The organism is Paraglaciecola mesophila (genome assembly GCF_009906955.1).
Lineage (GTDB): Bacteria > Pseudomonadota > Gammaproteobacteria > Enterobacterales > Alteromonadaceae > Paraglaciecola > Paraglaciecola mesophila_A.
On the sequence record NZ_CP047656.1, the window covers coordinates 229,553 to 244,171 of the forward strand.

The window sequence follows — 14,619 nt, forward strand, 5'->3', positions numbered from 1 at the left end:
CTAGAAGTCTATGCGCAGGTCTAAACGGAACGTGCGACCAGTTTTATATAATTGTTGTGTTCTTGATTGTGTCACGCTGCTGTCTTCCAATGGGTTGCCTTCGTCATAGAGCGAGGCGACTTCTTGACCATCTATAATTTGGGTATCGCCAAGGTTAATTGTACGGCTGGTAAAGTAGTTACGTGTTTCTTCATCAGTTAAATTGATAGCTTGGAAAGAAATACGCATGTTTTTAGAAATTTGATAGCTTGTGGTTAAATCGAAAAGCACACTTCCGTCTCGCCACAATGAGCCTTCGTTCCACGTTCGTTGAATCAATTCATCCGATTTACCGCGCATAGCTAAGCGTATTTGATGACCCCCTTTCTCCCAGAAAATAGTGGCGTTGTAACTGTGCTCTGGTGTCCAAGCTTGTGGATACTGAGGCAATGCTTGAGTGGAATCAAAAGATGAAAACTCAGCATCTGTTTTACTATCTTGATAGGTATAATTCACCTGAGCACCTAGTCCTGACCATATACCGGGTAAAAAGTCGTAGGTTTGTTGGTAGCTTAACTCTAGTCCCCTAATAGAAGCACCAGAGCCATTTCTTAAGCGTGTGGCAGTAAATTGCGAACACCAGCCAATCAAATCATTTGATTCGTCAAACCACCAATCCGCTTGTAGGTCACTTATGTTCCCCCGATCAGGGAAGCAGGCTGCATACCCTACACCGTCAATTAAGTCGGGGTTTTGAAGGTTTTCTTGTACTTGTGCTTGTGTCAGAATTAACCCGCCCACATCATAGGGTTGGGTTAAGTCGAGGTGACGTAAATCCTCGGCGTAAACTAGCGCCGCTTCACGTTCTTCAAAGTTAGATAAATCTTTATAGAAGAATGCTGCCGACAGTAGACTCGTCTCGTTGAAATACCACTCCAATGATATGTCAAGGTTTTTAGACTGCTGAGGCATCAGCTCAGGGTTAAATAAATTGATGGTTCCGCTTGCTGCATCATTCGGAGACCAAAAATTTTCATTTAGGTTGAAGCCTGGGCGCAACGAATCAATGTTAGCCCGTGAAATGGTTTTTGATACTGCAAACCGACCGATTAAATCATCCCTTAGCTGATAGTTAATATTAAGGCTAGGTAGGAACATGTCATATTCGTTAGCACCTTCGGTTGCAAACGAAACTAATGAGCGGTCTTCAGGGTTGTTAGGATCATCACCCCAAACATAGAATGGATGTCTGGAAATGTCCTCATGACGACTTAGGAAAAATGAACCTGCAGCGCCTTGAAGAGCTAATGGATCATAGCAAGGGTAGCCTGATGGGTCGGCAGGTAATCTTACCGGAGTTTCTCCAGTCAAATCCCAGCCCAATCCATCTAGCCTATTATAACCTGCAAACTGATTAACAATTCTAGGGTTACCTGGAATTTGACACTCTGGGTTATTTACGAAGTCGCGTAATTGGCGAAACATAAAGGGGTCAAATACACGACCAAATACGTTATCCCCCGCAAAGCGTGCACTGGAATTACCCAGGCTACTTGACTCAGTTCTAATATAACGTACGCCTACATCACCGGTTAATCGGCCATCTAGATAATCATAGTTAAATTTTACATAAGCTGCTTGATGCTTTAGTTCTGTTTCACGATAGTTACCAGGGTCTGGATCCAAGGCAAGGTTATCGATACCAAATGCTTGTTCCTGAAGTAACTGCGCTGATACTAAAGGCCATCCGTCGGTTGCAGCACTCTTCGGCACCCCCAAAGATTGCATGAAGTTATCATAGGGAAAAGCGTCAGCTAATGTATAATTTGCAGTCGGGACGTTTCCTAAGCTTTGGCCTTCTTGCAAAACTTGCTGACCTACTAGGTTTCCATCTGCGTCGAAAATATCAACTGTTACTGCACGAGATGTGTTGTTGAGGTCATAAAATTGATCGTCAACGGTTTTCACTCGTTTACGATACTTAGCGCCAAATTCTACTTGGGTTATACCTGCAAATTCCACATCCCAATCAAAATCTACAAAGTAGGTTTCTTGCTCGTCATCTACTTCTCTGTCTAGCAAGCGGAAGTTATTGGTATTATGAGAGGCAATATCGTCTGGGTTCCACGCTGTACGAGAAGTATTATCAAACTGATTGAAAGGGTCGTTCTCTGAGATTAATCCGTCTCCAAAGACCATTTGGCAAACACCAGAAGTACAATCGTAACCAGCCGGTTGAATACCTGTGTGTGGTTCTCCCTCGGGGCCGGCAAACAGACGTCCCATAGCAGGGTTTGCTCCGTTTAATAGGTAAACGGTAAAGCTCTGGTCTGGGCGCTCTGAGGTTTTTGAGTAGTTAGCGCCAGCTTCCATACGTAAATTGTAAGTAATGTCTTGCTCAAGGGTTAAACCTAGCTGAATATTGGATGTATCTTCTCCGCGGTCTGTATGTCTATAGCCACCATCAGAAAAACGGCGCAGCTGTCTCGTTACCGTACGGGTGTCGGTGTTAACATTTGTCCAATCCAGTGTGGGGTCTGAAAACGTAGGGGTAAAATCTTGACCGTCTATCTGTACCGCACTGGCTTCTCCCTCTACGAAGTTCTTTCGTTCTGGAAATGCATTACGAACGATAATCCCATTGGTATATTGCTCACTGCTAAATTGGCTATAGTTAAAGTCAAATACAAGATTAGTAGTATCGTTGGGTAAAAACTGCAGACTACCATTAACGCCAAGGCGATCACGGTCGTTTTGGAATAGGCTATATTCCACCTCTGTAGGGGCGATAGCCGTATAGTCGGTTATAATATTGCCGTTTTGGTCATATGCAGCAGCAATATCTCGTTTTTGAAAATCATTGATCCTCATTTCATCGCGACGAACCGAATTTGTTTCTGTGTAACCCTGGATAATAAAGCCGAGTCGGTCGTCTAAAAACTTTTCAGAAAATACCCCTGAGATTTTATAATCTTCATTTTCTGAAAAATCATTGTAACGCCCTTGAATTGTCAACGCACGTCGGTCTTTCTGTATATCTAGTGGTCGGGTAGTGTTCAAGCTGATAGATGCCCCTAGCGAACCTTCGTCGTGATCGGCGCTCGGTGTTTTTACCACGTTAATGCTAGATAAAATGTCAGATGAAAACGCGCTTAGGTCTACAGCTTGGTTAAAATCAGAACTGGTTAACTGAACACCGTTTAGCGTAACCATGTTCTGACTTGGGTTGGCACCCCGAACAGTAATTCGCGTACCTTCACCATCTTCAGATTGCACGGAAACGCCCGTAACCCTTGAAAGTGCATCAGCAATATTTTGGTCGGTAGACTTACCTATGTCCTCTGAGAATATCGAATCAGAAACGTTTTTAGAGTGACGTTTCTCGGACATTGATTTAAGTAAACTTCCTTTGAAGCCACTTACAGTGATGGTTTCAATTTCATCCTCTTCATCTTTTTTGTTAACACTATTGCTGTTGTCTTTTTTAGATTCCTCTACCTCTTTTGCTGAAATTTGGCGCTCAATTTCGCTATTTTCCTGTGCCAGTAGATGCGCCGAAGGAGTCACTCCTAATATAGCGAGCGCAAGAGCACTAAGTTTAAATTTTGGTCCAGATTTATTCACGCGTGTCTCCTAAAGTCAGATGCAGTGGTTTGGTTTTTTTGGTCATTCACTCTGCTCGTCCTAATTTTTTAATTTTCATCCCTGCTTCGCCCTAATGACAGACCCTAGTGACTGCAAAATACTGTTTCTATCTCAGACAAAACATATCCATAACAATTGATTTACAACTATTTCGACAAACAATAATTGTAAATTTACAAAATGTAAATGGTAAATAGTTTTTTGTTAACAATATTTGGCGAGTTATAACACCTTATTTCAAATAAGGTGTTAAAAAGATTAATGTTTTATAAATTAATTTTATTAATATCTATAGTGAATTTTCATCATTTTTTCGCATTCAGAACATGCTAATGACAAGTTTTATTCTGCTATTGGTTAGTAAAACTATGGTTTATGGGTAAAGTCATAGTGTTAAAAGCTTGATTCGGTGAGTTATCGGAATAATCGTCAAAGTTTCGAGGTAGTACCGAGAGACCGAGAGCGCCAAGTGGTTGATTAAATGAGGGCATCGGCAAACCCTTTGCTTAATGTTTATGTTTAATTGTTGACAAAGGTAATTGTTCAGTGTTTGAATTAAGAGCATTCAAGCAGTTAGCCGCTACTTGATATTGATGTAAGTGTATTCATTTTTTTGGTGATAATGTCAACAACGCTTGCATAAACGCCAGTGGTGGCGAACTGTTTCCACAGTTTCGAGTGATAACTGATAGAACCATATGACAACGTATTTTTCTCGCCACGATACACAACAATTAGCCGATTCTGGCTTTTCTACGACTGCGGTCAGTTGTAAGTCAGCACAACGCTATTATCCATTAAAGCCTATCAGCAAAGGGGACACCTCGATTGCTGACTTCTGGATAAATTTGCACAAGTTCTGGTGCTGAGAGCGGTGAACAATTGAAAACCACTCAGATAGTGGATACTGAGGGTACTATTGATATGTCAATGATTGTTCATCGTTTCAGTGTTGGGGATAACGATGGGGGCAGTGGTTTTAGCTTTATACCCTCTGATACGAGTGTTAAAGCGTACCATCCTAGACGCTTATCGGTTCTTATTTGATGTGGTTAATGCGAACGAGTAGCACCAGTTTTCAAGGTGATTTGTTTTTGTTCATCAGCATGAAAACACCGACGATAACACGGTGTCTTAATCTTGTTTTCAATTCTCTTAATGTTTTTAAGCTCTTAATGCTTCATGGGAAAATACTATGGATATTTGTATCAGGCTCAAGCGTTCTTTATTAACCTTATTCGTCGTAAATATACTCGCAGTTACCATGATAGGCGGCGCCTATGGGAAAGGGAGGGGGGGTGAGGCGCAGGCACAACGTACAAATGTAGTGCTTATTCTGATTGATGATCTGAGCCACTATGGTGTTACTGCTTATGGCGCAAATCGATTAAATAGTAAAGATGGTGAATTTGCCAATGCGGTATTCGCCACCCCCAATATAGATGAACTGGCTAAACAAGGGGTTAGGGTAGATCACGCCTACGCCTATCCACTGTGTGAAAACACCCGCGTTGCGTTAATGAGTGGCAAACGAAACGATAGAAACTACTTAAGGCCAAAGGCGCTACACGGCTCTGATATTACCTTTGGTGATGCGTTTAAAAATGCAGGTTATCGCACAGGTTTATTCGGAAAGTGGAAGCAGACTAGAGGCACTAAAAATATATCTGGTGAAGACTATATTTATGAATTTGGATGGGATGAGTATGCCGCATTTGATGTAACCGAAGAAGGCCAACGCTACATTAACCCCAACTTGGTCGTTAATGGTAAGCAATATAACTATAATGGCAGGGAAGATGAAGACCCCGTTACAGGTCGGCGCTGGTATGGACCAGATATTGTTAATCGTCATGCTCTTGAGTTTATCGAAAATAACAAAGACAACCCCTTCTTTTTATACTACCCAATGATTTTGGTGCATGACGAGCATAAGCCTACACCGCTCACCCAACCCCGCAGTGCTTTTGATAATTTTCCCGAGCAAGCCCAATACGACAATAGAGGCGGTGACGACCGAGAGTACTTTCCTGACATGATTGAATATATGGACTATCTGATTGGCAAGGTGGTAGCGAAACTAGACAGTGAAGGCGTGAGAGATAATACTTTGATTGTTGTAATGGGAGATAACGGCACCAAAGAAGTTTTCGAGCATGTATTGCCGGATGGCACTGTGTATCCGGGAAGAAAAGGGGGAAATGCCGATAACGGTATTCATGTGCCTTTAATATTGAATTTCCCGTCTGTGGTGCCTGCTTCGGATGAAAGTACATATCGAACGTACGAAGGGTTGGTTAATCTTACTGATATTTATCCCACCATAGCGGAGGCGGCCGGTATCAAAATGCCTCAGGCTGAGCAAGTGGATGGCATAAGTTTTTGGGCTCAAGCAAAAGGCGCTGAAGGCGAGCCTAGAAAGCATATTTACACCTGGTTTATTGGTAATCACACCTATCAAGACGCGGATGGCGTCGGGATCATCTACGCCTTTAATAAAGAATTCAAACGCTATGCTCCTAGCAACGAATTTCCCGAAGGGCGCTTTTTCGATTTACGAACCGACCCCCTTGAACGTATAGGTAGCAAGGTGGTGAAAGCCAAGTTTGGTAAACTTCGCTACAGTGGCTTGCCCCTAGACTCGTTAACCAATGAGCAGCAAGTCGCTTACAATGAGCTAGGAAAAGTACTTGCAGACAACCAGATGCGAGCCGTTCGTGAACTTCATATTCTTGCCCCTATTAACACTTTGAAGGTTAATCAACGCGAACAATTCTCTTATAGCCTCGTCCCGTCAAATGCACAGCGTGCAGGAGTGATATGGCAATCAGATAACCCTGACATCGCCTCGATCAATAAATTCGGCGAAGTGATTGCACACCGCCCTGGGAAGGCAACCATTAGCGCGTACTCTTGGGATGACGCCTATCCCGTGGCAAACAAACGTACCCCCGCCTATTACACTAACGGAGTACAAGACGCCGTCACAGTCGTGGTGAAATAGCGCCCTGATTAGCTTGAGGATAGTGAGCAATCGCGAAAGGGAAGTTGTGTGAGGGACTAGTGAAAAAGCGACGAGTTATATCAGCGTTGTCATTGCGCTAAGTAAAGAGGGTTTATAAAAAATGATTGTTAGATAGACGTTTAGTTCACTTAAAACAAATTTTTCTCTGTCGCTTCTTAAAAAATGTTGTTAATATTTTATTTTAAATTGTTAACAATATTGATATTTTGACTTATGTGGAGTAGGTCACCTGGGAGAGTTAAATGCGTTTTACCACAGCCACTACTTTGCCTCTTTTCTTGTGCATCGCTGTTTCACATGCACAGGCAAGTGAGATGGCAGAAGATAATAATAAAACGGAAGTCATCGAGATTTACGGTAACTTTCAGCCTAAACCCGTTACGCAAATGGCCAGCCCAATATATGTATTATCAGCGCAGGAGATACGTTCTATGGTGGGTGCTACCGCGCTGGACGTATTAGCGCAAATTCCCAGTATGACCGTGCAAAAATCCGGCGCTGTACAAGAGATATTTCTGCGCGGTGCAGAAACCAACTTTGTTATTGTACAAATAGATGGCGTGCAGGTTAACAACCCCCTTGATACTCGCGGCGGTAGTTTCGATTTATCTTCTGTTTCGAAAAGCGCATTGCAACGGGTAGAGGTTATTAAGGGCGCACAGTCCTCTATATATGGTTCCGATGCTATTGCGGGAGTGGTCAACCTTATTACATTTGCGCCAAATACCACGGGCACTGAGTTATCTGTAGGTGTTCTGCCAAAAGGGCAAAAGGTTGCAAAAGCCATGGTCGGGGCGGGTAATATTCAAGGAAGGTTTAGCTTACTTGACTCTGACAGACAGCCAAATGGTGACGAACAAAGGTCTTTAGAATTCGCTGTCCAAGGTGATTTTTCGCTGTTTGACAATAGCAGCACACGATTTAATGCGCGATATAATGACTATAAACAGCACGCCTACGCCGATCAAAGTGGCGGTGTAATATATGCTCCAACCAGTACCAGAGATGATAAGCAAAGCGAGTTAGTGACGGCAAGTATTCGCCATCATCAAGCTATTAACTCTTGGTATGAATTGGCAGCTCAGGCAGAAATTTATCAGATAGACGACAATTTATTTTCTGCTGGTATAGCGCCTTATACCAACGCGCCGCCTACGGAGTCTAGTAATCAATACGACTACTATAAGCTGCGCTGGCTAAACATGATGTCTTTTGACAAGGTAAGGGTTACCGCTGGAGTGGATTATAAAAATGAGCAAGGTGAAGCCTCAGGTTTTATTAGCCTCTACGGCAGTGACATTCCCACCAACTACGACATTGAACGAGACACCATAGCGGGTTTTATCGATGCACAGTGGTCTTACGACACACTTACGCTATTCACGGGGCTACGCCATGATGACACCCAAGACTTCAATAGCGAAAATACCTGGAAGTTAGGTGGCGTTTATCAACTTTCAGAACAAGTTCGCGTTTTTGCCAACGTGGGAAGTGCGTTTAAATTACCTAGCTTGTATGCGCTTAGCAATAACATGATTGGTAACCCAAATCTCAAGCCTGAGCAAGCCACTAATAAAGACGTGGGCGTTGAATGGAATAGTGATAACAGCGAAGTGAACGCTTCACTTTTCTTCTATAAATACACCAATTTGGTGGATTTCGACGGCCAAGCCTTCTCATTGGTTAATCGTTCCAATATTGAAGGACGCGGGGCTGAGTTGTTCGCCAGCCATCAGGTATCTGAGCGAATCTCCATTCAAGGCGATATTACCTATGTAGATCTTGATACTAAAAATGGCGAAATACTCACTGGCAGGCCTGAGTGGCAAGGCAGACTAGCGGTTAATTACCAGGTTACAGACGATGTTGTGACGGTTGCTCGATTTAATTATGTAGGCAGTACAGAGGCCACAAGCCTGTATACAGGCGAGTTTGAACAAAGTGAGTTAACGTCGTACAACAAAGTAAATATCACCACTACGTGGGCGATGTCAGATCAGCACACCCTTGACATCTACCTAGAAAATGTCTTTGACAAAAACTATCAAGTTGCGGTTGGCGTTCCTGGGCCTGAGCTAGGTGTAGGAATGCAACTTTCGTGGCGCACTAACTAATATGGACTTGCTTGCAATGAAACGTCTCACATCCATCCTTGCTTTTGTTTTATTTCCCTTGGCATTCGCTGTTAACGCTTTCGCCAACAACCTTGATGAAACATTACGCGTAAAGAGTCAGAACCCGCAAGTGACGGAGCAAGGCCAAAAACTGTTTGAACAAATTTGTGCGTCTTGCCATGCCAAGGACTTAAGTGGGGCGACGGGGTTTAACTTAAAAGATGGCGAGTGGGTGCATGGAAGTGCACCTTCTCAAATACTAAATAACGTGAAAACAGGCTTTCTTAATGCGGGAATGCCGAGTTTTAAAGGTGTGTTTAACGAAGCCGAGCTTGAAGCCATCGTGGCGTATGTACTGTCTAAACGAGAAGGGTGGGGCAACCTCACCTATAAGTTGTATCAATTAAACGGTGCAGACGATACGCATGTCACCGAAGACAAATTGATTAAGTCGGGCGCGTTACCTAAGGGGTTAGCGGATTTCTCAATTCCTGAAGTTCAACATTATTTTATTGAATTTGAAGGTGACTTTTACGCGCCGAAAGATATCGATACACAAGTATGGTTACAGTGGGGCTTTCCTCATGAACTCAAGGTGTATATGAATGGTGAACAAGTGGAAAAGGGGGGAACCGCATGGTTTCCTACGTGGCGCTTACAGCGTGGTAAGCAGCATCTAAAAGTTACTTATCGTTCAGGCACGACTAAGCCGAACCAACGGAATCTAATACTTATAGGAACAAACTTAGATTTAACCGTTAAGCTTTTCCCGCTTTCAACAAAGGCAAAGGGCATTGTTGAAGAGAAAAAATACGAGATAAAAGCGGCGGGTGAAATACTTGTTCAGCGCAAGCGTATACTAGATTTACCTCCTTCCACTATTTCTGTGGGATTCCCAGCAAAATTGAATTATGGCTTTAATACAAAATCATGTTCAGTTGTTGGGGTATGGCAAGGTGACATGTTAAATATTGGGCCAAACATCGCTGGGCGCGGTGAAGATCCTAGCTTACCCCTTGGCGAGTGGTTATTTCATGCACCTAAGCAGCTTAAACATGTAACTGAAAGCGCAACATGCCGCTATAAGGGCTATCGACTAGAAGAGGATAACCCCGTATTTGCCTATGAACTCGAGCAAAACCAATACACCCTCACAGTGATACCTCGCAGCAGCAATACTCTGGATTTTGTGTACACGGTAACCGGTTCGCAACCTATAAAACTGCTTATCCCTGATATACCCCAAGTGCGCTGGCGTCATGGTGATGACCAACTCAGCCCACTAGACCCGCAAGGCTCGGTATTAAAACCGAGCGAGGGTGGGCGTGTCGTTATTACGGCAACTTTACAGCACCCATAAAAACGAAAAAGCCACCAATGAGATTGACGATATGAATTTTAGATTTAGAAAAATAGTATTTAGCCTAGCCAGCGCAAGCCTGATCACTTCTTTTCATGTGGGTGCGGCACAAGCGCCAAAGCATCAATACAAACCAGATGGCTATAGTATTGTCACAATAGAAACGCCCAAAGATGAACGCTTTCATGTAACGGGGTTAGACAGTGACAGCAAAGGCGTTATTTGGGTGGCTACTCGTTTTGGTGATGTCTGGTATTACAAAAACGACACTTGGTTTAAATTCGCACAAGGGTTACACGAACCAACGGGATTGCTTGTTAATGATGACGGTAGCCTACTTGTATCACAAAAGCCTGAACTAACGCGCATTATTGACAGTGACAAGGATGGTGTGGCTGATATTTATGAAACCGTAGTGGACGATTGGACCTTCAATGACAATTACCATGAGTTTAATTTCGGACCCGTTAAAGACCAGCAGGGTAATTTATACGGTACATTGAACCTAAGTCACAATAACCCAGATGCCTTTACCATGGGGGCGATGGGATCGCCTGGGGGCTACCGCGGTTTTGCCTATCAGGTAACGACAGAAGGCGAATTTGTGCCTTACGCTTGGGGGTTACGTTCGCCGGCGGGTCTAGGGACTTCGCCTAAAGGCGAAATATTTTACACGGATAACCAAGGTGATTGGGTGCCCACTTCTAAGATGCACTTACTACAACAAAATAAGTTCTACGGCCATCCTGTGTCACTTGTGGATGTAGAAGGGTATACGCGGGAGTCTATTAAGCAGATGTCTTTAGAACAACTTGAAAAAATGAGCGAGACACCTGTTGTGTGGATACCTCATGTGGAAGTGGCAAACTCACCGGGTAACCCAGAATGGGATACCACTGAAGGTAAATTTGGGCCCTTTAGCGGCCAAATCTTTATTGGCGATCAAACTCAATCCAACGTTTTCCGGGTGTTACTCGATAAAGTGAACGGCCAATACCAAGGTGCGGTGATTAATTTTATGAACAAGTTTCAAAGCGGTAATGTTAGAGCTGAATTTGACGTAAACGGGCAGCTTTGGATTGGACAAACGGCCCGCGGGTGGGGTGCTCAGGGTGGCAAACCCTTCGGACTGCAAAAAGTGGTATGGGATGGCACTACGCCATTTGAACTACACGATATCAAGCTAACTAAAACGGGTTTTAGAATAGCGTTTACTGACACCTTGTCAGCAAAATCGGTCACGCAAGAAAGTTTTGCGGCACAGTCATGGCATTATCATTATTCAAGCAATTATGGGTCGCCGAAAATGGAGTTAACCACGTTACCCATATCTAATGTCATCTTATTAGATGACGGAAAAACCATAGACGTTACCTTGCCTTTAACGCCTGGCAAAGTCGTACAAATTGATTTCGCTGGCCTTAAGGATGAGAAAGGGCGTTCCACAAGCGTAGACAAGGTTTACTACACTTTGAATCAGTTATTGGAAGGGGAACAGTAATGAAGCTTTGTGGGATAAGCGTTCGGATAATCCCCTTGGGCGCGTTTGCTCGGTTTAATTTAGGTTTCGCTCTAGGTTTAACTTTACTAAGCCTAACTGGCTGCGCATGGACTAACACGTCAAATAGCACTTCCCATAGCACTTCAAATAGTGAATCGGCTAATGCTTTCAAAAATAAAATTAATAGTGCCGAGCGTGCGCCATTAAAAGTGCTTATCGTTGATGGTCAAAATAATCACTATATTTGGCCAAAGTCTACCGCCATGATGAAAGCCTTCTTAGAAGAAAGCGGGCAGTTTAGTGTTGATGTATATCGTACTCAATACACTTGGCGCGGTGAGAAGCTTATTGAGCAGTACCCCGCCAATGATGACCGGGCCCACGAAACGGTAACTGAAGCTAAAACCGACCCTACATTTGCGCCTGAATTTAGCAAGTATGACGTGGTGGTTTCTAACTTTGGCTGGAAAGCTGCACCTTGGCCTGAAGCGACGAAGCGTTCTTTTGAACAATACATGCAAAATGGCGGCGGTTTTGTTTCGGTGCATGCAGCGAATAACGCCTTTCCCCAATGGCTTGAGTACAACAAAATGATCGGCATTGGTGGCTGGGGCGGGCGCAATCAAAAAGATGGCCCTTATATTTATTATAACGACAGTGGCGAGCTGAAGCGCGATATGTCAGCAGGGCAGGGAGGCGGCCATGGCTATGTTCACCCTTTCGATGTTCAAGTGCGCAAAGGGTCACATCCTATTATGCAGGGGCTTCCTGAAACGTGGGAGCACAGCGACGATGAATTGTATAACCGCTTGCGGGGGCCCGCTGGGAATTTGACTGTATTGGCCACGGCCTTCGATGACAAAAAGCACAATGGCTTCGGTCGCCATGAACCTGTCCTTATGACGGTTAATTATCATCATGGCCGTGTGTTTCATACAACCTTGGGGCACGGCGAAAATGTGTATGCCGACCCTATGTTTATCACGGTATTCACAAATGGTGTGGCGTGGGCCGCGGGCGCTAAGCGTACTGAACAGGCGCAAAATAAATGAATGTGTTATTACGACGAGGACTTTTTTTACTAGGGTTATCGCTTAGCTGCACTGCATGGGCAGATGTGCCTGTGGCAATAAAAGGCGAACTTAAAAAGTGGCATAAAATTACCTTAGAGTTTGACGGCCCTATCGTATCTGAGGACGATGATTTTAACCCGTTTGTTAATTATCGCTTAAACGTTACCTTTACCCAAACAGACACAAAAGCGTCGTATCAAGTGCCGGGTTATTTTGCAGCCGACGGCAACGCAGAAAATACGGGGGCAGAGGCTGGCAATAAATGGCGCGCGCATTTTAGCCCAAATCAAACGGGTAAATGGCAATGGCAGGCAAGTTTTATTAAAGGGCGTTATGTTGCCGTTGCAGATACCACAAAGACTGGCCTTGATGGGGGCTACATGAATGGGCAAAGCGGAGCTTTTACTGTTGGTCCTACAGATAAATTACTCCCTGACTTTCGTGCTACCGGGCGCCTAGAATACGTAAATAAACCCTATTTGCGCTTTGCTGAAACAGGCGGCTACTTTATAAAAGCGGGCCCAGATTCGCCAGAGAATTTGTTGTCTTATGAGGACTTCGACGGCTCATTTAAAAGCGATGGCGTAAAAGATAATTTAATCAAGAACTGGCAGCCCCACCTTAAAGACTGGAAGCCTGGTGACCCCACTTGGCAGAGCGTTGGTGAGAAAGACGAAGGTAAAGGCAAAGCCCTTATTGGTGCCCTTAACTATATCGCCAGTAAAGGTATGAACTCGATATCGTTTCTAACCTTAAATATTCTTGGCGACGATCAAAACGTATTCCCTTATGTGGATAGTAACGACGTATTACGATTCGATGTGTCTAAACTTGCACAGTGGGAAATCATCTTCAAACACGCTCAGTCCTTAGGGCTATTTCTTCACTTTAAAACCCAAGAAGTAGAGAATCAAGGCCTTTTAGATAATGGTGGCCTTGGGTTAGAAAGAAAACTGTATTATCGAGAACTTGTGGCACGCTTTGGGCACCACCTTGCGCTTAACTGGAATTTAGGTGAAGAAAATGGCGAGTGGCATCCAAACCCGCCCACACCGCCTCAAACCACCATTCAGCGTTTAGCAATGGCGAAGTATTTTCAGCAAATCGACCCTTATGAACATCACCGAGTAATACACAACGGTCAGTACTTTCATGATATTGCAGCTACGGGCAGCCAATATACCGGAGCGTCAGTTCAAACCTCATCGCCTGACTTCTCGCAAATTCATGGTGCAGTAAAAACCTTGCGAGATTGGCCTGTTAATAACGGGCGACCCTTGGCTATAGCGGTAGATGAGCCTGGTGATGCAGAATACGCATTACGCCCTGACGCAGTTGACCCAGAGCATTTTAACGCCCGAGCGAATGGTTTATGGGGGGCCCTAACGGCAGGCGCATGGGGCACTGAATGGTATTTTGGTTATAAAAACGCGCATTCAGATTTAACCGCGCAAAGTTGGCGAACCAGAGATAAGTTTTGGACTCAGGCTAAACATGCTATCGACTTTTTTACCCTTGCTGATTTAGACCTACCTAATTCCACCAGTGAAGATCAGTGGGCAACTAATGCATGGGTGCTGGCCAAAGACAAAGCTTTTTATGTTTTGTATACCAAAGATGCTTCAAAAGGTGTGCTTCTTAAGCTGCCTGGTGAGCTCGGTGAATACGACGTGAAATGGTATGACCCACGAAACGGCGGAGTATTCCAACAAGGTTCAGTGCAACGTATTGAACAAAAAACACCTTTTAAACACTTCTGGGTTAGATATGAAAAAGCATTAGGATCCCCGCCAAGTGCGAAGGAAAAAGACTGGGTTATTCTAGTGACCAAGATACCTAGGTAATTCTTTAATGGGTGCGCACTGTCAAGAGTGAGCATAGCGACAGAGGTTTGCTCTGTCGCTATCATGTTTAGTGCCCTT

At 44.1% G+C, this 14,619-nt stretch carries 9 protein-coding genes; 8 read left to right on the forward strand and 1 reads right to left on the reverse strand.

The features are described from left to right. Entirely contained in the window at positions 1-3,603 is a 3,603-nt protein-coding gene (locus FX988_RS00975) for a TonB-dependent receptor (RefSeq protein ID WP_160177921.1), read from the reverse strand. A 719-nt stretch (positions 3,604-4,322) separates the two neighbouring features. Between FX988_RS00975 and FX988_RS00980 the strand changes: the two genes are divergently transcribed. The 8 genes from FX988_RS00980 (at position 4,323) to FX988_RS01015 (ending at position 14,541) form a co-directional block, all read left to right on the forward strand. Continuing rightward, the gene (locus FX988_RS00980) at positions 4,323-4,493 is read left to right on the forward strand and encodes a hypothetical protein (RefSeq protein ID WP_160177922.1); all 171 of its coding nucleotides are present in this window, start codon (positions 4,323-4,325) and stop codon (positions 4,491-4,493) included. Positions 4,494-4,506: 13 nt separating this feature from the next. After that, on the forward strand, positions 4,507-4,671 hold the full coding sequence (locus FX988_RS00985) for a hypothetical protein (RefSeq protein WP_160177923.1): 165 nt from the start codon (positions 4,507-4,509) through the stop codon (positions 4,669-4,671). Positions 4,672-4,819: 148 nt separating this feature from the next. Continuing rightward, complete coding sequence (locus tag FX988_RS00990) at positions 4,820-6,628, forward strand: sulfatase-like hydrolase/transferase (RefSeq protein ID WP_160177924.1); 1,809 nt, start codon at positions 4,820-4,822, stop codon at positions 6,626-6,628. A gap of 263 nt (positions 6,629-6,891) precedes the next feature. Beyond that, a complete protein-coding gene (locus FX988_RS00995) occupies positions 6,892-8,763 on the forward strand; it encodes a TonB-dependent receptor plug domain-containing protein (protein ID WP_160177925.1) in 1,872 nt (623 codons plus the stop codon). Positions 8,764-8,779: 16 nt separating this feature from the next. Then, positions 8,780-10,123: a c-type cytochrome gene (locus tag FX988_RS01000; protein WP_160177926.1), complete on the forward strand. Its 1,344-nt coding sequence runs from the start codon at positions 8,780-8,782 to the stop codon at positions 10,121-10,123. A 31-nt stretch (positions 10,124-10,154) separates the two neighbouring features. Next, a complete protein-coding gene (locus tag FX988_RS01005) occupies positions 10,155-11,624 on the forward strand; it encodes a hypothetical protein (RefSeq protein ID WP_160177927.1) in 1,470 nt (489 codons plus the stop codon). After that, positions 11,624-12,676, forward strand: a complete 1,053-nt coding sequence (locus FX988_RS01010; protein ID WP_160177928.1) for a ThuA domain-containing protein — start codon at positions 11,624-11,626, stop codon at positions 12,674-12,676. Before FX988_RS01005 ends, FX988_RS01010 begins: the two co-directional genes overlap by 1 nt. Beyond that, positions 12,673-14,541: a DUF5060 domain-containing protein gene (locus FX988_RS01015; RefSeq protein WP_160177929.1), complete on the forward strand. Its 1,869-nt coding sequence runs from the start codon at positions 12,673-12,675 to the stop codon at positions 14,539-14,541. Before FX988_RS01010 ends, FX988_RS01015 begins: the two co-directional genes overlap by 4 nt. Positions 14,542-14,619: the final 78 nt, after the last annotated feature.